Below are 20,350 nucleotides of genomic sequence, written 5' to 3' on the forward strand. Positions count from 1 at the left end.
CGAAAATAAAATTTTATTAAACATAATTTATACTATATGTCCTCTTATAGAAATTTAGAAGAATATAATCTTGAAATAACCGATGAAGTAAGAAGCAGGTATTCTTCCATTATTGAAGAAATTGGTGAAAATGTAGAGCGGGAAGGGCTTATAAAAACTCCTGAGCGTGCTGCAAAAGCTATGCTTTTTTTAACTCAAGGATATAAACAGGATGCCGTTGAAATTCTCAAAGGGGCCATGTTCAAGGAGTCTTATGATGATATGGTCATTATAAAGGATATTGAATTGTATTCCTTATGCGAGCACCACATGCTACCTTTTTTTGGAAAGGCCCATATTGCTTATATACCCAACGGCCATATAGTAGGACTCAGTAAAATACCTAGAGTGGTAGATGTTTTTGCAAGAAGATTACAGGTACAGGAGCGCTTAACACATGACATTCTAGAATGTATCAATACTACCTTAAAGCCAAAAGGGGTTGCCGTAGTCATAGAAGCATCACATATGTGCATGATGATGAGGGGAGTGCAGAAACAAAATTCGGTCACTACAACTTCTGGATTTAGAGGGCAGTTTGAGAAAATAGAAACCCGGAACGAATTTCTGAAACTTATAAGCGCTAAACTTTCCTAGTCCTTTTTTTTGAATTAAAACCTATGAAAATTTGGCATCTTTGTTGTATACCACATAAAGATTAACTAAATTTTCATTATGTCTATTTTAAAAAATAAAAAATATAAACAACTCCTTATGGGGCTGTTGTTCGATGGTATTGGTATGCTGTCTTTTGCCATACCATTTGTAGGTGAGTTCTCCGACATTGTATGGGCGCCTTTGTCAGGATGGCTAATGACCAGAATGTATAAAGGTAAAGTTGGTCAGGCAGCGGGTATATTTACATTTGTAGAGGAGATTATACCAGGTTTTGACATTATTCCCTCCTTTACGTTAATGTGGTTATATACTTATGTCTTTAAGAGTGAAGAAAAAGGCAAGACTATTGAGGTCTAATTAACTTTCTAAAAATTTGTAAATGGCTTAACTTTAACTCAAATCGGAAATGTTTTGAAAAGAAGAAGTTTTGTCACCAAATCGAGTCTGGCAGGTCTGTCCAGTGTTCTCGGAATAGATATTGTTTACGGAGCGTTAATGCCATCTGGTTATACGCCATTGGCCTATCAAGATGTAAATCCTTTTACCTTATTTAAAAAGGACGAAGCCATGGTTGTTCTTAATGATAGACCTTGGAATATGGAAGCCCAGGCACATTTGTTAAATGATCCGGTTACGCCTAATAAGTATATGTTTATTCGTAACAACGGACTCATTCCTGAAACAATTGATGAAAAAACATGGATGCTTACAATTAACGGTGAATCTGTTAAAGCATCCAAGACCTATACGCTTCAAGATCTAAAAACTAAGTTTAAACATTATACCTATCAACTTACTTTGGAATGTGGTGGTAATGGCAGAAGTGAGTTTGATCCACCGGCAAAAGGAAATCAATGGACTATTGGTGCCGTTTCATGTGCCAATTGGACAGGAATAAGGTTAAAAGACCTTTTGACAGATGTTGGCCTAAAAGATGATGCCGTTTATATAGGCTATCATGCGGCAGACCAACATTTAAGTAAAAACCCGAATAAAGAACCTATTTCTAGGGGAGTGCCCATAGCCAAAGCCATGCAAGATGAAACTTTAATAGCTTTTGCAATGAACGGTGAGCCTATACCAAAAGTTCATGGTTTTCCAATACGATTGGTTTGTGGAGGCTGGCCAGCTTCAACGTCCGGAAAATGGTTGACCGGTATAAGTGTAAGAAATAAAGTTCATGACGGAGAGAAAATGGGTGGAAGCTCATACAGGGTGCCTTGCGAAACCGTGGCGCCGGGTGAAACGGTTACGGATGATCAAATGTGTATCATAGAGTCCATGCCAGTAAAATCCTTAATTACTTATCCTAGGTCTGGAGCAATGCTAACAGAAGGTAATATTTTGAAAATCAACGGTCATGCTTGGGCAGGGGAATTACAGGTTGCAAAAATGGAATATTCAATAGATTTTGGTTCATCTTGGAATACCACAACTTTAGAAAAACCTTCCAATAGGTTGGCCTGGCAAGCTTTTAACGCAAGTGTATCCTTTCCTAAAAAGGGATATTATGAAATTTGGGCCAGGGCCACGGATGAAAATGGTACTAAACAACCCATGGTATTACCTGGATGGAACCCTAAGGGATATTTGAACAATGCTTGTCATAGAATTGCCGTAAAAGTTGTATGATGCAAGAACATAAAGAAACCGAAAGAATTATTTTTAAGCCTGTTTTTAAAATTATCATTTTAATATTGATAAGTTTTGTGGTTTTGGGAGCTTTGGCAATCATGCTATATGGTCCAAAGGAAACTCAAGTAGCGTTGCAAGAAGGTAGTCCTGAAGGTATTGAAAATGGAATACATTTGCGTACAGGACTTATTGACGCACCAGGTTTGCAGGCCGTAATCACCAATTGCACCACCTGTCATTCCTCACAACTTATTATTCAGAATAGAATGGGAGAGGAGCAATGGAACGCAACCATTCGTTGGATGCAAAAAACACAGGGACTTTGGCCATTGGGCGATAATCAAAAAGTAATTGTAGACTATCTGGTGAAAAATTATCCACCTCTTAAAAAGGGTAGAAGACCTGCACTCACCAATATTGATTGGTATAACCTCGATGAATAATTCTCAAATATATAAAAGCCCCTAATGGATAAACTAATAGGGGCTTTTTCTTAAATCTATTCACGGTATGTGTCTAAAGCGGGATACTTACACCTAAATTAATGTTTCTTCCAATATTTCCAATGCCATCGGATTTAAGTCTTGATAAGTGAGAAATATATTCTTTATCTAAAATGTTATTTGCACTCAATTTTATTTCAATGGGTTGGTTAGAAATGGCAACAGTAGCACCAAAGCCTAGATTCAATAATGAGTAAGCACTTGTTGGCGTTTCAAACTCACTTACTCTAGTTTGGGCGAAATATGATTTTAAAGTAACAAAACCATAACCATTATATAGATTCTCATTGATCTTAGCCAATTCAAATCGTAAAGTATTTGTCCAGTTATTTGCAGGAATTAAAGGTAAATTGCCACCATTTTTCAAATCTCCATTTACTATGGAAAAATTGCTTTCCATGTGTAACCAATCTAATGGATGTGGGTGATAATGAAGCCCGGCTTCACTGCCATATAAATTTGCATCCTGTTGTTGGTATAGAAAAACAGCATCACCGTCAACAGTAGTTCCATTTGGCTCTAAATAAATATAGTCGGAGATAGAATTATAAAATCCGTTAATATAAAATTCAAAATGTTCGTTTTGAAATTCTAAAGATAAATCTGTTTGTACATTACGTTCATTGTCTAAATTTTCATTACCAATTTCATATCTATTTGTACCTTCATGAGAACCATTCGAAGTTAATTCTGCCAGATTGGGAGCCCTAAAACCAGAAGCCACATTAAGTCGACTTATAATATTCTTGCTCAAATCAATTTTATAACCTGCGGCTAAATTAAAACTGTTGTAACTTCTATCTAATGCTGCTATATATCCTTCATCTCCAATGATTCCGTTTTCTTCTCCATCTATAATACGTCTGTCAAAACGAATACCTAATTGTATATCACTTTTCTTGAAATGTATATGAGAAGTAGCTAATACACCAATGTCATTCGTACTTGCGTCAGGAATTAAAACTTCTTCACCATAGTTTTTATTTGTTTGGTTCATACCTTGAACACCTACAATAGTTTCAACGGCTCCGATTTTCGCTAAATTATATTGAATATTATAGCTTAAGGTTTGCAATTTCATGTCTAAAGCAGCTTCTTCACCTTCATGATGTTCTTCTTCTTCGTCATGATCTTCACCTTCTTTGTGTTCTTCACCTTCTTCCTCCTCGTGGTGGTGGTCTTCGAATTCTTGTCTATTATTGTTGGTAAGGCCTAAAATGACCTGTAGACTTGAATTATTAAAATAAATATTAGATTTTGAACTCAGTATATGGCTGGTAATATTTTGAAAAGGTTCTATGGCATTTCTGTCTGTAGATTGTTCACCTATTTCCTCTGGAATACCAAGTTCAGAATTGTTGTAATTATAGCGGACCTCTGTTTTAAAATGGCTCAATTGGTAGGCTAAACCTGTTTTTAAATCTTTTTCATTAAACCTAGAATTTGTCACACGTTCATCACCTCCAGTTTTGTAATCGACATGAGAGCTTCCGCCAAAGCGGGCTAAAAATTTAAGTTTGTCTGAAGATGCTTTTATACCTGCATTACCATTTATACCTTGAGTATTAGAGAAATAGTTAAGGTTTATATCTCCGTCAACTTCGTTTGTATTTGCGAATTTTTCAGGATTAAGATAAAGAACACCGCCCAAAGCATCCGAACCATATAATAAAGAAGCGGGACCTTTAATTACTTCAATACTTTCAATACCTGCATCACTAATTCCTAACCCATGCTCATCACCAAATTGTTGATTTTCTAAACGTATACCCTGGGTATAGGTCAATACTCTATTTGAACTTAAACCTCTAATTACTGGCTTGCCAATACCAACCCCCGTAGATACACTTTCTACACCAGGAATGTTCGTTAGGCCTTCGGCTAAATTAATTGCTCCGGCATTTTGCAACTCTCTTATGCTGCTTCTTTCAACTTTCATTACATTTTCTCGCTGTAATTTATGAAATGGTGTAGATACGATAACTTCTTCCATTTCAATGGCACTCGTATTTAATTCTAAAGAAAGCTTCGTAGATTTATTTAAAATTTCAAGAGTTTGCGAATAGGTTTGGTACCCTATATATGAGACTACTATTTTAAACTTTCCGGTAGGTAAATTATTGATTTCATAATAACCGTCAGCATTTGTAACCGTACCTTTTTCCAACTGTGGAAAATATATGGATACTTGTTCTAGAGGTTCTTGGTTTTCTTTGTCTTTAATAGTTCCGTTCAAACTATTTTGCGCGAATGCAAAGTGTGCTAACAATGCAAATAGCATTGTTATATGTATATTTTTCATATAAAATTGTATTAAGATATTAAGATTTAAACGTGTTGCTAGGATTTTTCTAACAAGTTGGGGGACCTCTTAATACAAAATGTAGTTGTTGATATTTACTTAAAAAGTAATAGTTATTAGCAATTACCTTGGTAATTGTAGAAGGAGCAATAAAGTTAGGGCAATCAAATTCTGGATTAAAAAATGTAGATAAATGATAATGTTCAAAATCACAGTTAAACTCTACGGCGTGAATATGTAATTCACCTTTCATAACACATTGAACATTTTCATGTTCATGCATTGCATGCGAAATTTTCACAAAATAAGGCCCTAGTAAACCGACCAATAAGATGATGGCCACTATAGAATTTACAATTTTGTGTTTTGTTAAACTCATGTTTGCAAATCTAACCCATGCATGTTGCAAAAAACTGTTAAAGAACTATTAAATTATGTAACTAAAAAACCTAGTCCAATTCTTTTTAGCATCTTTTTTTCAAAAGCCCAGAAAAATTTAAATTGTCCAAATAACCAGCCATAAATTACCAATAACACCTGATAAAAGGGAAAAATCAGAAGAATCCGCAAAATTATATATAATGTGTTTCCCCACCAAGTTTCAGAAAAATTTGCTTGATCCAGTCCTATAAAATCCAGAAAAGGCTTAGCGACGTATACAGATGAAGAGCCGGTAATGGCAAATACGAAGAATATGATAATCAATTGAAAATTGTTGGTAATGCCCCAACGTTCTTTTAACCTTTGCATTTTATTGTTTAAAGGCTGTAAAGATACTTCTTAAATACGTGGTAAAAAAGGACCTAAACGTTGATTGTACTTTCTTTGGAAATAAATAAAATAATTGTATAATTTGTAGTTGACCTCGTATCCATAATCAATATTTCGATTGTAATCTATTTGAAGTTCGTATAGATTGGGGTTATAGCGCATAGGTTGTAATACGCGCTGGTTCCATTCCACGACCATCAAATAATTTCTATTTTCCAAAAATTCCTGTGAATAATAACCTTCTGGTTTGGCAATAGAATTCAGCCAAGTGTTAAAACCGGGTTCTATTATAATGATTTCATATTCGGTCTTATCGCTTGCAATCGTTATTGTATCACCTTTAACTTGTTCAAATACCGTTTTCTCAGCACTGGAAATAGATACCGCTTCTTTGCTACTACCGCAACTGGATATAAAAAATACATAGATGCAGGAAAGTATTGAAAATGTTAGGTTATAAATTTGTTTCTTTTTCATAGGATTTAAAATACAAAAAGCCGCATGCAATTGCAAGCGGCTTTTTTATATAGGTAACCGTTAATTTATTTTCCGAACAATCCGCCTAAAAGGCCACCTAAGCCTCCTTGCTTTTTGTTACTGCCCATTACCATACCGGCAACATCGTCCAATATACTACCATCACCGTCTGCGTCCAATAAGGTAGTTATCAAACTTTGGTTTTCTTGGGGTTGACCACCAAGCATACTTCCAAGCAAGGCGTTCATTCCAGAGGAATCGCTAACATTACTTTGTGCGGTTTGCTTTCCTAGGTAACCCATTACAATAGGTGCAGCAATCTTTAATATTTGAGCAATAGAACCGGCATCCAATCCAGATTTTTGGCTCAGTGCATTTTCTACCTGTGGTTGTTTGTTACCAAAGACATGGCCAAGTATACCGGCACCATCCTGTATAACATTGTCATCTACGCCACCATCAAACAGGCCTCCTAAATTGTCTAATATTCCTCCGTTATGCTTGCCGGAAAGGGCACTCATTAATCCTTGTGCTCCTTCTGGAGAAGATACATTTTTCTTCATTGCACCTAATATTAAAGGCATTGCCATACTAAGCACATCTGCTGTTTTACTTTCGGGTTGGTTGGTTTGCCCTGCAACCCCACTTATTAATTGTTTGCCCATGGGGCTGTTCAATAGATCTAATAATCCTGCCATTGTTATAGTTAATTTAATGTTCGTGGCTTAAAATACAAAAAGAGTTAGAAAAAAACGCTATTGAGCACTTATTTTAATATGGAAATTATTTGTTCTGCCAGTTCAAGGCCTATTCTCTCTTGTGCTTCTAGCGTCGCTGCGCCAATATGTGGGGACAACGAAATACTTGAATGCATCAATAATCGCATTTCTGGATTTGGTTCTGATTCATAAACGTCCAAACCGGCAAATGCCACGGTGCCGTTCTCCAATGCTTCTACCAGTGCCACCTCATCCAATACGCCACCACGAGCGGCGTTAATGATTCCAACACCTTGTTTCATCTGGGAAAACTCCGTTTTACCCAATATATAATCCTGTTGATCCGGTACATGGAGAGAAATGTAATCAGATTGCTTCAAAAGCTCTTGCTTAGGTGTATTCTGCAAGGTAAACGCTACTTGTTGGCCATCATAAAAAGATAGATTGATCTGTGCACTTTCTACCTCTGGATCACAATAGACAACTTTCATGCCCACACCTAAGGCTATACGTGCTGTAGCTTGGCCAATATTGCCAAAACCAAAGATGCCCAACGTCTTACCGCGTAATTCTGTTCCTTTTGAATAAGACTTTTTAAGACCTTTAAAATTAGTGTCTCCTTCAAGGGGCATATTTCTATTGGCATCATATAAAAATCTAGCTCCACCATATAAATGTGCAAAAACCAATTCTGCCACAGATTCTGAAGAGGCAGCAGGAGTATTGATTACATGTATACCCTTTGCCCTTGCATAGTCTACATCAATATTATCCATACCAACTCCACCACGGCCAATTAATTTAAGGCTTGTGCACGTATCAATAACATCTTTTCTGACCTTGGTGGCACTTCTGACCAACAAGGCTTCTATATTATTGTCATTTATAAAGTTGATCAGTTGTTCTTGGGCAACCGTTGTGGTCAAAACTTCCATCCCGGCCTTTTCCAAAGCTTCTATCCCATTTTTGGATATACCGTCATTTGCTAAAATCTTCATTACTTTTCAATCATTTAATTATAGAGTCCATACATCCTTTATCGACATCTTCAACAACTTTTAGAGGACTATCCCTTACGCTCCATTTCACTCATTACGTCCACTAATACACCTACACTTTCTAAAGACAGGGCATTGTACATACTAGCCCTATAGCCACCAACGGAGCGATGGCCGTTGAGCCCATTAATACCCGCTTCTTTCAATAACGATTCAAAAGTGGATTTTAAACTTTCATTGGTCAGGTTAAAAGTAGCGTTCATTATGGAACGGTCCTCTGTATTTGCATATCCTTTAAATACCGGATTTAAATCTATTTCCGAATAAAGTAAGCGTGCTTTTTTCTCATTAATCTCTTCAATGGCCGCTATACCGCCAAGTTTTTTAAGCCATTCCAAAGTCAACATGGAGGTATAAACTGCAAATACAGAAGGTGTGTTGAACATACTGTCCTTGGAAATATGTACTTGGTAGTCTAGCATTGAAGGTATTGTTCTGGAGACCTTGCCCAGTATTTCCTCTTTCACAACTACCAATGTTGCACCTGCTGGGCCCATGTTCTTTTGGGCTCCGGCATATATCAAATCAAATTTTGAAAAATCCAATTGTCTTGAAAAAATATCGGAACTCATATCACATACCAAGGGGGCATCCGTTACCGGAAATTTTTTAAACTGCGTACCGTATATGGTATTGTTTGATGTTATATGTAGGTAATCCAATCCTTTAGGAACTGCATAGCCTTTTGGTATATACTTATAGTTTTCATCTTTTGATGAGCCAACTTCAACAACTTCACCATATAGTTTGGCTTCTTTAATGGCCTTGTCGCTCCAAGTACCGGTATTTAAATACCCGGCCTTGGTCTCCATTAAATTATTGGCTACCCTTAAAAATTCCAAACTGGCACCACCTTGTAGAAATAAGGCTTTGTATCCTTTATCCTTAAGGTCTAAAAGTTCCAATGCCAAGGAACGTGCATTTTCCATTACAGCAACAAAGTCTTTGCTCCTGTGAGATATTTCTATGAGAGACAATCCGGAACCATTGAAATCCATAACGGCTTCCGATGCCTTTATGATAACTTCTTTTGGTAAAATACAAGGACCTGCGCTAAAATTGTGCTTTTTCATTTTGGATGTAATTTAGGGAAGCAAAGGTCAGGATTTTTTCAATAATCAGCGATATTGAAATGTATTTAATTCGTTAGGTTGCCAACAGGAACTCAACAGTGTCCAAACCATCTGCATAATCCGTTAAGGAAGGTGTCTGCGTTGTACCAAATGCCACTTCAGCATCCAGAAAATTAGAGGATACTATGCATTGTATTTTTTCACTGTCTGCACTCAGCCTTTTTTGTAATTCAGCAGCATCTTCATAATACTCATAAAATAAGGAGGCTATAGGGGATGCATAACTTTCATCTTCTTTTAGGATAAGAAATCCGTTGTCCAATATCTTAAATTCGCTCATTAGGTACACGGCCTTATTGTAGTCATAATTGTTCGCGTACTTATTATGGTTGATAATCTCGTTGTAATTGAACATTGCCTTATAAAATTGATCTATCTCATATTTTTTAGGAAGGAAAATTTTTGAGACACTCCTGCAGCCTAGTCCAAAATACCTAAAAATATCTTCTCCTAGGGCGGTCAGTTCCTTGTGCGATTCCTTTCCTCTTAAAACGGCAACAGAATTTCTGTTCTTTCTTATTATATTGGGTTTTTTGCTAAAATAGTACTCAAAGTACCGTGCTGTATTATTGCTTCCGGTGGCTATAACCGCATCAAAATTTGTTAGGCGTTCTTTGGTAAAAACAACCTTGTCCTTGAAATAGGGCTCTATGGAGCTTAAATATCGTATAAGTAAAGGAATCAGTTTTTGGTCGCTACTAGACAGTTTCACCAATGCCTTGTTGCCTGTTACCAAAACGGACAATAGATCATGAAACCCCACCAAGGGTATGTTGCCTGCCATAATTAAGGCTACCGTCTTTTTTTGGTTTCGTTCAAGGTCATAAGTGCTTAACCAGTTCTCCAGATTTAGTTGTGTAAGCGTATTGCCCCAAGTGCTAAAGGCATGAATACAGTTATCCTTGGTAAACCATCCGTTATAATGATGGGCCATTTCAACCTCGGTCCTGAATATGGATAACCATTCATCGTCAGTTGTGTCCAATCTATTTCCGGATTCAATATATTCACAAAATGATCTTAAAAAATCACCAAGTTTAACAAAAGCTTTGATAGTAAGGTTGTGATCGCTCATTATATTTGTATACTAATCCACTAGGAATTACCTTTGTGCAAAAATAAGCATGCCCGTTCTTTTTTGGGCATTTTAATGTAGAAGAAATTATGGCGATTATAATAACCGATGAATGTATTAATTGTGGGGCTTGTGAACCAGAATGTCCAAATACTGCGATATATGAGGGTGCGGATGAATGGAGGTATAGTGACGGCACCTCATTAGAAGGGGAAGTTGTATTACCCAATGGAAAACAGGTTGATGCAAATGAAGTACAGGAACCTATTAGTGATGAAGTATATTACATTGCTCCGGACAAATGTACCGAGTGTATGGGCTTTCACGAAGAACCACAGTGTGCAGCTGTGTGTCCGGTTGACTGTTGCGTTCCGGACGATGACCATGTAGAATCTGAAGAGGTGCTATTGGCCAAACAAAAATTTATGCACCCGGAAGATTAATATATTTTTACCAATATTGGAAAAGGCTGCCTATAGGGGCAGCCTTTTTTGTACGTATTAATTTATATGTGCTATTTATAGCGATACGAACTACACCTACTATTAGTAATATTTTTTTATAAAAAACATGTGATTTCAGATTGATCAATATAACACAAAAAAAAGGCCACCTATGCACAGGTGGCCTTTTCAAAATAAACTAACTCAAACTAGAACTTATAGTTCAACGAAAGGTTGAACATGGTTCCTAATTGGCTAAAGTGGTATCCATCATATGTCATTTGAGAATACCGTTGGTTAAATGTTATTAAGTTAGACTGATTCTGTACTTGTGCAGGATCTGCCAAAATAGCGTCTCCGGCTGCGTTTTTGGATTTGAAGCTCCATTCTGGTAGGACATTCAAAATATTATTGATGTTCAATGCCAATGTCAACTTATCCGTAGCGCTGAAATTAACTCCTAAATCAGTAACAATTTTTGGTGTAAACTCGGTAAAGATATTATTGTCCATACCTTGTTGTTGAAAGGTAGTCTTGCCAAAATAGGTGTTGTTCAAAGAGATGCCGAATTTATTGATATCGTAGTTTGCACCTAAAATCCATTTTGTTTTTGGACGAGAAGTGAAGAACAAAGCTTCTTGAGTCTCGTTAACTACAGATTGTCCAGAATTGGCAACCAAAGGAACATCTTTTACAGGTCCGTCTCTTTCATTCTGTATGGTATAGTTTCCAGAAAGGTTTAGGTCAAGACTTCCAGCTCCTAAATCAATTCCTTTATATGCCAATACTACATCTATACCAGAAGTTTTGGTGTCAATAGCATTGGAAAAGAAGCTAACATCGCTTAAGTTGTTATCGGCCAAAAGGATATCCAACGGATTGTTAGCGTCACCACTTGGACCAATTTCAGAACCTAAAACAATTCTATCCTTAACGGCTATATTGTAATAATCCAAGGTATAGCTGAACTTGTTCGCTATTTTGCCTCCAAAACCTACTGTAAAGTTTGTGGATGTTTCAGCATCCAATTGTTGTATGCCTAAAAGTTTGGCCTGTGTAGATACGTTGTTGATCAACCCACCTACTTGAATACCTTGTCCAGGTACAAAACTGTACTGCGCTTTCTGGGTATAGATTTGGTGTAGGGTAGGAGCCCTGAAACCAGAAGAAATAGATCCCCTTAAGGTAAATGCGTCGTTTACCTTATATCTTGAACTGAACTTATAAACGAATGCATTACCAAAATCCGAATAATTTTCAGTTCTTATGGTACCGCTTAACAAAAACGCATCAGTCACATCATAATCCAAACTTAAGTATCCACCAATATTGTATCGGTTAAATTTACCTGAGTTTTGAGGAGAGGCTCCTGCAAATGAATCTGCACCACCACCGTCATAAGAGGCTAGTTCACCTTCAATAACTTCAAAGGTCTCTGTTCTAAACTCTGCACCAACACCAATACTCACTTTGTCAGAAAGTAACCTGGAAATATCAATGTTACCTACATTGTGCGTAAACTTGGTTCCTCCCGGATCAAAGGATTGTTGACTATTTTCCCTGTATAATTGAGAGCCTTCGGTAATTTCACCATCATCCACAGAACCGTTACCATTTGCATCTACCCAAGTAGATGGGGAATATACCACATTTCTGTTATGGGATTGGTTTACCTTATATGTCTGCAAGTTGCCACCAGTGGTAAAACTTGCATCTATATTCCAATCGTTTATGGTTGATTTAAAACCAACAGTACCATTATAATCGCTCAAAAGACCTTCAAAAGTTGGTACGTAACCATCATACCCATTTGGGGTATTAGGATTGTTTCCTGGAAAGAAATCAGCTAAATAAGGAAAATCCTCAACCGTTCTCCAATAAGGTGTTCTGTAGTTGGCAAAACTATTTACGGCCTTGTATACATAGGCTGCATTTGCGTATAATGAAGTATTCTCACTTAAATCATATCCAAAGTTTGCAGAAAATTTGGCTGCTGCTGTTTCCGGTGACCCGTTGATGTTACCGGCATCTGGTCTTCTGGAAAGGAATGACTGTACATCGGCAATATCAGCTCCAAAATCTGCCGCTTCACCAGCAGCATTGACCGTACCCGGCCTATTGGCCAAATTAACCTTTGAGAAATCTACCGTATAGTTTACGAATCCTTTGTCATCTGCAATGGACGAACCGTTATTAACCGCAACACCGAACATTTCACCATCTCCTTCAGAGGTAATTCCTGTTCTAACAGTTGCAGACCCTTCATTTGGGGAATCTTTTAAAATAATGTTCATTACACCTGCAATTGCATCAGAGCCATATTGGGCAGATGCACCATCTCTAAGAATTTCAACTCTTTTGATCGCATCTGTAGGTATTGCGGAAATGTCCGCTCCTGTCTCACCACGACCTGGTGAAGTTTGTGTGTACAATAACGCACTTAAGTTTTTACGTTTGCCATTAATCAATATCAACGTTCTACTTGGACCCATATTTCTAATTTCATAAGGGTCTAATAATGAAGTTGCATCGTTAACAGGTGTTTGCACGGTGTTAAATGAAGGTATTCTATATTGAAGTGCTTTATCAAAAGTGACCTGTCCGGTAGAATTTAATTCTTTTACACCAACAACGTCAACAGGTAAGGGAGTATCCGTGTTACTTCTTGGTGCTGTTCTTGATCCTACAACAATAAATTCATCCAATTGCATACCTTCTGTCAATTGCACGTTGATTGTGCTCTTGCCCGCAGTGGCTATTTCCTGTGTGGCAAATCCTATATAGCTAAAAACCAATTTGGTGTCATCTGTAATATTTATGGAATAATTACCGTCAAAATCTGATGTTGTTCCGTTGGTAGTACCTTTTTCTACAATATTTACTCCTGCAAGTGGCATACCTGAGGCATCTGTTACCTTACCTGTAATCGTATTTTGCACTTCTTCGTTAAGTGTTAGTGCGGAAAGGCCGTTCTTATATGAATCAACCTTCAATACTTTGGCACGTTCATTTTTTTTATGATAAACTACATAATATTTATTGCCCAGATATTCAAAATCAAAACTTGTTTTACGCTCCAATTTATTTATAATCTTGTCCAATATTGGAAATTTATATTCCTCAGGGTTTAAACTGGTACTGGCTACCAATGTAGGATTATAGGTAAAAAATACTTCGTACTTTTCACTGATTTCGTTTAAAAACTCGTCTAGAGTCACCTCTTTGTCGAGCTTATTAGCTGCTGTCATATTAATACTACTTGAAATAAGCAGTACTGCAAGCAGTGTTTTCATTAATTTGTTCGTTCTCATAAATAGTATAGTTTTAGTTATTAATAGGGTTTTCTGTTACTTGTAAAGTGTCGTTTTTATGAATAATTCTAATGCCGGTCGCTTTTTCGATCGCCGCTATACAAATTTTTAGGTTTTGGTTAGGAATACCTCCGGATATAGGAATATTCTTTAATGAGTCATTTGAATAGAGCACCTTAATGCCATACGTATTTTCTATGTTGAACATAACTTCCTTTAAAGGAATTTCATTAAAAGCGTACGTGCCACCCCTCCATAGTGCATAAGGTGTCTTAACGGAAACTTTTTTATGGATAAGATTTTCGCTTTCCTTGGAAAATGATACCAGCTCTCCCGGAATCATTTTGGTTACGGTACCGTTGTTGAACTCCAAATGTATAGACCCCTCGTCTAGGACTACATTGGTTTTTTTCTTTCTTGTGTTTACATGGAATTGTGTACCCAAGACCTCTACCTTAAGGTCTTCCGTTAATACCCAAAATTTGGCATTGGTGCTTGGAATGGATTTTACCTTGAAATAGGCTTCACCATCCAAAGTAATTAATCTAGGATTATTTTTATTATAGGATATCTGGGAATTACCGTTCAAAACTACAGAGGTACCATCTGGTAATTTCAAATCAATAATTTCCCCAAAATTTGTTTTATGTGTTGTAGTGTTGTAATTATTGAACAATGATAACCCGTTCCAGCTTAAAAGTATCAGGAAAATAGCTGCCGTTGTCAACAAAAAAATCTTTTGGGAAGAGCGTAAAGATTTTTTTGGCTTTACCGCGGGTTCTTCAATGGCTAACTTGGGCAAGATTTTGGCAAGCTCATGTTCAACCTTTATTTTATCTGGATATTGTTGGACAAAACTTACCCCTAGTATAATAGATTTAGCGCTTTCTACTGTCTCTATATGCTGTGGATTGTTCCTAATCCAAAGATTCCAGTATTCTATATCATTCTTGTTAAGCCCTCTGGCCCAATTTTCAAACGAGGCATCTTCTAGGAAGAAAGATAAATTAAGGTCGTTGTTTTTCATTTAATAGGGTGTTCATACTTAAGAGTGTGCAGTCTTAATTATATACCCTATTATTTTTAATTTTTTTTCAAAATTGTTTTAATCTGTTGATTTTCAGAAGATACGCGTAGTTTTTTCATTGCCTTTTGTAAGGTGTTCAGTACGCTTTGATAATTCATGTCCATAACTTCGGCAATGTCCGTTATGTTCATTTCACTATAATATTTTAAATAAATAACTTCTTTTTGTCGCGGAGATAATTGATTGATCAAGCTGTTTAGGGTACGGGTACATAAAAATTGTACCTCTTGACGAATGGAAATCTCTTCAGCAGAAAAAGTAAAGTTTGTCATGAATAATTGTGCTTCTGAAATAGGTACATTTTTTTGATTTCTCTGCAATTGCTTAATTAATCTTCTTTTAAAGGATACAAATAAATAGGCCTTTAAATTTTTAATGTTCCTTGGTTTATCCCGTTCCTCAAACAATTGTATAAAGAAATTTTGAAGACAATCTTCCGTTATTGCAGGGGAACTGCTAATCTTTGTTCCATACACATGTAACTGTGGATAGAATTTTTTAAAAAGTAACGAAAACGCATTGTGCTCGCCTTTTTTAAAAAAATACCATAGGGTTTCATCAGAATGTAATTCCATAATTTTCCATGTATTCTGGCCACAAAGTATAGATTTTTTTCTTAAAAAGTGTTAATTATGTGTATTTTGTTTGTTGTCCAGCTAAATAATTTGAGTATTATGTAAAAAATTAGTATAGATTTTATTGAAAAGTTTAGCAGTTGTTTAGACTTTAAAATGTTCAACTAAAAACTATATTTGCACCCTTGAAATATTCTTAATTATGAAAGCAGGTATTGTAGGATTGCCCAATGTTGGAAAATCGACTCTTTTTAATTGTTTGTCCAATGCAAAAGCACAAAGTGCAAACTTTCCATTTTGTACTATAGAGCCTAACATTGGTGTGGTCAACGTACCCGATTCTAGGTTGGAAAAATTAGAGTCGTTGGTTAATCCAGAAAGGGTATTGCCCGCTACGGTAGAAATTGTTGATATTGCAGGATTGGTAAAAGGAGCCAGTAAAGGAGAGGGATTAGGGAACCAATTTTTAGGGAACATTCGTGAAACGGATGCAATTCTCCACGTACTGCGTTGTTTTGATAATGATAATATTGTTCATGTGGATGGTAGCGTTGACCCAATAAGGGATAAGGAAACCATTGATATGGAGCTACAATTAAAAGACCTGGAAACCGTAGAAAAAAAGCTTGAAAAAGTTAAAAGGGCGGCAAGGACCGGTAATAAGGATGCCCAAAAGGAAGAGGCTGTGCTTCTTTCCGTTAAGAACGGTCTTGAGGCAGGAACATCAGTTAGGGCAATTAACATTGATGATGAGGCTAGGGCAGAATTTATTAAACCCCTACAATTCATTACCGACAAGCCTGTTATGTATGTTTGTAATGTAGATGAAGATGCGGCCGCTACCGGTAATGACTATGTAAATAAAGTAAAAGAAGCCGTTGCCGCAGAAAATGCAGAAGTTATTTTTCTAGCTGTTGGTACGGAAGCGGATATTACGGAGCTGGAAACTTATGATGAGCGCCAAATGTTTTTGGAGGACTTAGGGCTTGAGGAGCCAGGTTCTGCAAAATTGATCAGAGGGGCTTATAAATTATTGAACCTTGAAACCTATTTTACAGCCGGTGTCAAAGAGGTCCGTGCTTGGACTATTCCTGTTGGCGCTACAGCACCACAAGCGGCAGGAGTTATCCATACCGATTTTGAAAAAGGTTTTATTAGGGCAGAAGTTATTGCTTATGACGACTACGTTGCTTATGGAAGTGAAGCAAAAGTTAAAGAAGCAGGTAAAATGAGAGTTGAGGGCAAAGAATACATTGTTAAAGATGGTGATGTAATGCATTTCCGTTTTAATGTCTAGGTTTCATAGATCATAAGACGGTCCTGCAATAACTTAACTTCTTTTTCCAAAGAATTTATTTTTTGTAACATATTGTTTAAGGTCGCTATACCTTCCAGATTAATTCCTAGGTCATTACGTAGTCTATGAATACGTTCAATTTCTACAATTTGTTGGGGTTGAATATATTTCTTGTGCTCAATATGTTCTATCTCTATCATTTCAAATTCTAATAGGTCTTCTATAAATTCAAGTGGTGTCTGTGTGCGTTCGCAGTACACTTCTATTTGTATATATCTACTTGTGTCCATATTATTTTAATTCTGATAATTGCTTAAACAATTCTTTTTCTTTTTGAGATAGGTTGGTTGGCATAGTTATTTTATAGGTGATGTACAAATCTCCATGCAAACCTTTCTTCTTATAAACGGGCATTCCTTTTCCTTTTAATTTTACCTTGGTATCGTTTTGCGTTTCTGGTTTTACCTTTAATTTTACCTTGCCGGTCAAGGTATGTAGTTCAATAGTGCTACCTAAAATGGCATCATAAAGAGTAATTGATTCATTTTTATATAAATCATTGCCAACTCTTTTGAAATCGGTATTATTTATAATTTCAAAAGTTAAATATAAGTCGCCTTTTGGTCCACCGTTCACACCTTCGCCACCGTAACCTGTAATTTTTATTGTTTGGCCGTCTTCTACACCAGCAGGTATGTTGATCCTTATTTTCTTCTGCCCTAGGTCTAAGGTTTGCTTTTGATTCTCTAAGATATCCAGAAGGTTTAGCTTTAGCGTTGCGTTTAGGTCCTGGCCTTTGAATTGGGTTGTTCGTCTACCACCGCCACTAAAGCCACCGCCGCCAAACATTGATTCAAAAAAATCAGAAAAATCTTCAGTAGACCCTGTATTACCGGTATACGTTCTTCTATTACCTCCCGGGGAACTACGTTGTTGTCGTTTGGCCTGCTCAAAGGCTTCTGCATGTTCCCAATCTTTGCCATACTCATCATACTTCTTTCTTTTTTCAGGGTCGCTCAATACTTCATTGGCTTCATTGACCCTTTGAAATTTTTCTTGGGCACTTTTGTCATTTGGGTTTAAATCTGGATGTAACTTTCGGGCAAGCTTGCGGTAGGCTTTCTTTATTTCAGCCGGGGTGGCTTTCTTGTCTATTTCAAGAATTTTGTAATAGTCTATAAATTCCATAAATGTATAATATGTATTTAAAAATAAAAAATGGTTTATATTTTTACAATGACTTATATCAATAAAAACTGACTCATTTATTTTGATTTTTATCGCAATTATCGAAACTTAATTTGGTATTACGATAGTGGCTATCAACAATAAAGAAGTTTTTATTGTTAATTACTTTAACGGTTAGGGGTTTTATGTTTTGTCCAGTGGCATTATCTTTAACAACACTTTCATAAATTTTTTTTCATGTCCCAAGACACTACTAAATATACCGAAGACAATATACGCTCGCTAGATTGGAAAGAACATATCCGATTAAGGCCTGGTATGTATATAGGTAAACTGGGAGATGGCTCATCTGCCGATGATGGTATTTATATACTTTTAAAAGAGGTTATTGACAACTGTATTGATGAATTTGTCATGGGTGCCGGTAAAACCATTGAAATCGCTATTAAGGATAAAGTGGTTAAGGTAAGGGACTATGGTAGGGGCATACCTCTTGGTAAGGTGGTAGATGTGGTGTCCAAAATGAATACCGGTGGAAAATATGATAGCCGAGCCTTTAAAAAGTCAGTAGGTCTAAACGGTGTAGGTACAAAGGCGGTTAATGCTTTGTCTAGTTTTTTCGAGGTACAATCTTCTAGAGATAATCAGGTTAAAACAGCTCAGTTCAGTTCTGGTAATTTAGAGAACGAAATTGGTCCTGAAGAGTCTTCTAAAAGAAAAGGTACAAAAGTTACCTTTATTCCTGATGAGGCGATATTTAAAAACTATAAATATAGAAATGAGTATGTGGAACGCATGCTCAAGAACTATGTATATTTAAATCCAGGTTTGACCATTGTCTTTAATGGGGAGAAATTTCATTCTGAAAACGGATTGAAAGACCTTCTTGAGGACAATAATAATATGGAAGATTTGCTTTATCCTGTAATACATTTAAAAGGAGAGGATATTGAGGTAGCACTGACCCATAGTAAGACACAATACAGTGAGGAATATCATTCATTCGTTAATGGACAGCATACCACGCAAGGAGGTACGCACCAAGCTGCATTCAGGGAAGCTATCGTAAAGACCATTCGTGATTTTTATGGCAAAAATTATGATGCATCGGATATAAGAAAATCTATTATTTCCGCAATTTCCATAAAAGTTATGGAGCCGGTTTTTGAGAGCCAGACCAAAACTAAGCTAGGGTCAACGGATATGGGGGGCGATTTTCCTACCGTACGTACCTATATCAATGATTTTATTGGAAAATACCTAGATAACTACCTTCATAAAAATACGGAGACGGCAGAAAAGCTACAACGTAAAATTATGATGGCCGAGAAAGAGCGCAAGGAGCTTTCTGGAATACGAAAGTTGGCTAGGGATAGAGCCAAAAAAGCCAGTCTGCATAATAAAAAATTACGCGATTGCCGAGTGCATTTAAGTGATATGAAACATGACCGTAGATTGGAAAGTGCCTTGTTCATCACAGAGGGTGATTCCGCATCTGGATCAATTACAAAATCTAGAGACGTAAATACACAAGCGGTATTCAGTTTAAAGGGAAAGCCTTTGAACTCCTATGGCATGTCCAAGAAAATAGTATATGAAAATGAAGAGTTCAATCTGTTGCAAGCGGCATTGAACATAGAGGAATCCATTGAGGATTTACGTTATAACAATATTATTATCGCGACCGATGCCGATGTGGATGGTATGCACATACGGTTGTTATTGATTACTTTTTTCTTACAGTTCTTTCCGGAACTTATTAAGGAAAATCATTTGTACATTTTACAAACACCATTATTTAGGGTACGCAATAAAAAGGAGACCATTTATTGCTATAGTGATGAAGAACGTCAACATGCAATCAATAAATTATCTGGAAAACCGGAAATTACAAGATTTAAAGGATTGGGTGAGATTTCCCCAGATGAGTTCAGGCATTTTATAGGTGAAGATATAAGGTTGGAGCCCATTATGTTGGACAAGGCCATGTCCATAGAAGAATTGTTAAGTTTTTATATGGGTAAAAACACACCCGACAGACAAAAATTTATTATAAACAATCTTAAAGTTGAAGTTGACTTAATTGAAGATAAAGTAATATAAACTAAGAAAATACGAT

20 protein-coding genes are annotated in these 20,350 nt (G+C 36.6%); 7 read left to right on the forward strand and 13 right to left on the reverse strand.

The window, feature by feature from the left end:
- Positions 1–36: 36 nt before the first annotated feature.
- The 4 genes from folE to Q2T41_RS18470 all read left to right on the forward strand — a co-directional run bounded on the left by folE (position 37) and on the right by Q2T41_RS18470 (position 2,735).
- Complete coding sequence (folE, locus tag Q2T41_RS18455; RefSeq protein ID WP_089260510.1) at positions 37–636, forward strand: GTP cyclohydrolase I FolE; 600 nt, start codon at positions 37–39, stop codon at positions 634–636.
- Between the two features lie 78 nt (positions 637–714).
- Positions 715–1,014: a hypothetical protein gene (locus Q2T41_RS18460; RefSeq protein ID WP_089260509.1), complete on the forward strand. Its 300-nt coding sequence runs from the start codon at positions 715–717 to the stop codon at positions 1,012–1,014.
- Positions 1,015–1,068: 54 nt separating this feature from the next.
- On the forward strand, positions 1,069–2,289 hold the full coding sequence (locus Q2T41_RS18465; protein ID WP_304437281.1) for a sulfite oxidase: 1,221 nt from the start codon (positions 1,069–1,071) through the stop codon (positions 2,287–2,289).
- Positions 2,289–2,735, forward strand: a complete 447-nt coding sequence (locus Q2T41_RS18470; RefSeq protein ID WP_304437282.1) for a monoheme cytochrome C — start codon at positions 2,289–2,291, stop codon at positions 2,733–2,735. Before Q2T41_RS18465 ends, Q2T41_RS18470 begins: the two co-directional genes overlap by 1 nt.
- A gap of 73 nt (positions 2,736–2,808) precedes the next feature.
- Here the strand turns inward: Q2T41_RS18470 and Q2T41_RS18475 are convergent, their stop codons facing one another.
- The 8 genes from Q2T41_RS18475 to Q2T41_RS18510 all read right to left on the reverse strand — a co-directional run bounded on the left by Q2T41_RS18475 (position 2,809) and on the right by Q2T41_RS18510 (position 10,330).
- Positions 2,809–5,076: a TonB-dependent receptor gene (locus Q2T41_RS18475; RefSeq protein WP_304437283.1), complete on the reverse strand. Its 2,268-nt coding sequence runs from the start codon at positions 5,074–5,076 to the stop codon at positions 2,809–2,811.
- A gap of 70 nt (positions 5,077–5,146) precedes the next feature.
- Positions 5,147–5,398, reverse strand: a complete 252-nt coding sequence (locus tag Q2T41_RS18480; RefSeq protein ID WP_304437284.1) for a hypothetical protein — start codon at positions 5,396–5,398, stop codon at positions 5,147–5,149.
- A 131-nt stretch (positions 5,399–5,529) separates the two neighbouring features.
- On the reverse strand, positions 5,530–5,847 hold the full coding sequence (locus tag Q2T41_RS18485; protein ID WP_304437285.1) for a DUF6787 family protein: 318 nt from the start codon (positions 5,845–5,847) through the stop codon (positions 5,530–5,532).
- A gap of 30 nt (positions 5,848–5,877) precedes the next feature.
- Positions 5,878–6,345: a DUF6146 family protein gene (locus Q2T41_RS18490; RefSeq protein ID WP_304437286.1), complete on the reverse strand. Its 468-nt coding sequence runs from the start codon at positions 6,343–6,345 to the stop codon at positions 5,878–5,880.
- 65 nt (positions 6,346–6,410) lie between these two features.
- Complete coding sequence (locus Q2T41_RS18495) at positions 6,411–7,043, reverse strand: DUF937 domain-containing protein (protein ID WP_144800435.1); 633 nt, start codon at positions 7,041–7,043, stop codon at positions 6,411–6,413.
- A 68-nt stretch (positions 7,044–7,111) separates the two neighbouring features.
- Entirely contained in the window at positions 7,112–8,062 is a 951-nt protein-coding gene (locus Q2T41_RS18500) for a D-2-hydroxyacid dehydrogenase (RefSeq protein ID WP_304437287.1), read from the reverse strand.
- Between the two features lie 68 nt (positions 8,063–8,130).
- A complete protein-coding gene (gene serC, locus Q2T41_RS18505; protein WP_304437288.1) occupies positions 8,131–9,195 on the reverse strand; it encodes a 3-phosphoserine/phosphohydroxythreonine transaminase in 1,065 nt (354 codons plus the stop codon).
- A gap of 73 nt (positions 9,196–9,268) precedes the next feature.
- Positions 9,269–10,330, reverse strand: coding sequence for an acyl-CoA reductase (locus Q2T41_RS18510; RefSeq protein ID WP_304437289.1), 1,062 nt, complete (start codon positions 10,328–10,330; stop codon positions 9,269–9,271).
- An 89-nt stretch (positions 10,331–10,419) separates the two neighbouring features.
- Here Q2T41_RS18510 and Q2T41_RS18515 point away from each other — a divergent pair, with 89 nt between their 5' ends.
- Positions 10,420–10,773, forward strand: a complete 354-nt coding sequence (locus tag Q2T41_RS18515; protein ID WP_089260499.1) for a 4Fe-4S dicluster domain-containing protein — start codon at positions 10,420–10,422, stop codon at positions 10,771–10,773.
- 209 nt (positions 10,774–10,982) lie between these two features.
- Here Q2T41_RS18515 and Q2T41_RS18520 read toward each other — a convergent pair whose 3' ends face one another.
- Genes Q2T41_RS18520 through Q2T41_RS18530 form a run of 3 tightly spaced genes read right to left on the reverse strand, consistent with a single transcriptional unit; the run spans position 10,983 to position 15,746 of the window.
- On the reverse strand, positions 10,983–14,084 hold the full coding sequence (locus Q2T41_RS18520) for a TonB-dependent receptor (protein WP_304437290.1): 3,102 nt from the start codon (positions 14,082–14,084) through the stop codon (positions 10,983–10,985).
- A 13-nt stretch (positions 14,085–14,097) separates the two neighbouring features.
- Positions 14,098–15,111, reverse strand: a complete 1,014-nt coding sequence (locus Q2T41_RS18525; protein ID WP_304437291.1) for a FecR family protein — start codon at positions 15,109–15,111, stop codon at positions 14,098–14,100.
- Between the two features lie 56 nt (positions 15,112–15,167).
- A complete protein-coding gene (locus Q2T41_RS18530) occupies positions 15,168–15,746 on the reverse strand; it encodes an RNA polymerase sigma factor (RefSeq protein ID WP_304437292.1) in 579 nt (192 codons plus the stop codon).
- Positions 15,747–15,948: 202 nt separating this feature from the next.
- Here Q2T41_RS18530 and ychF point away from each other — a divergent pair, with 202 nt between their 5' ends.
- Positions 15,949–17,043, forward strand: coding sequence for a redox-regulated ATPase YchF (gene ychF / locus Q2T41_RS18535; RefSeq protein WP_304437293.1), 1,095 nt, complete (start codon positions 15,949–15,951; stop codon positions 17,041–17,043).
- On the opposite strand, the gene Q2T41_RS18540 is transcribed toward ychF, so the two are convergent.
- Positions 17,040–17,333 carry a chaperone modulator CbpM gene (locus Q2T41_RS18540; RefSeq protein WP_304437294.1) on the reverse strand — a complete coding sequence of 98 codons (294 nt, stop codon included), beginning with the start codon at positions 17,331–17,333 and terminating at the stop codon, positions 17,040–17,042. The two genes, ychF and Q2T41_RS18540, sit on opposite strands and share 4 nt — an antisense overlap.
- Before the next feature lies 1 nt (position 17,334).
- On the reverse strand, positions 17,335–18,231 hold the full coding sequence (locus Q2T41_RS18545) for a DnaJ C-terminal domain-containing protein (RefSeq protein ID WP_304437295.1): 897 nt from the start codon (positions 18,229–18,231) through the stop codon (positions 17,335–17,337).
- Between the two features lie 237 nt (positions 18,232–18,468).
- Between Q2T41_RS18545 and Q2T41_RS18550 the strand changes: the two genes are divergently transcribed.
- Entirely contained in the window at positions 18,469–20,334 is a 1,866-nt protein-coding gene (locus Q2T41_RS18550) for a DNA topoisomerase IV subunit B (RefSeq protein ID WP_304437296.1), read from the forward strand.
- The last annotated feature ends 16 nt before the right edge of the window (positions 20,335–20,350 follow it).

It is taken from the genome of Maribacter confluentis, from assembly GCF_030505015.1.
Taxonomy (GTDB): Bacteria; Bacteroidota; Bacteroidia; order Flavobacteriales; family Flavobacteriaceae; genus Maribacter; species Maribacter sedimenticola.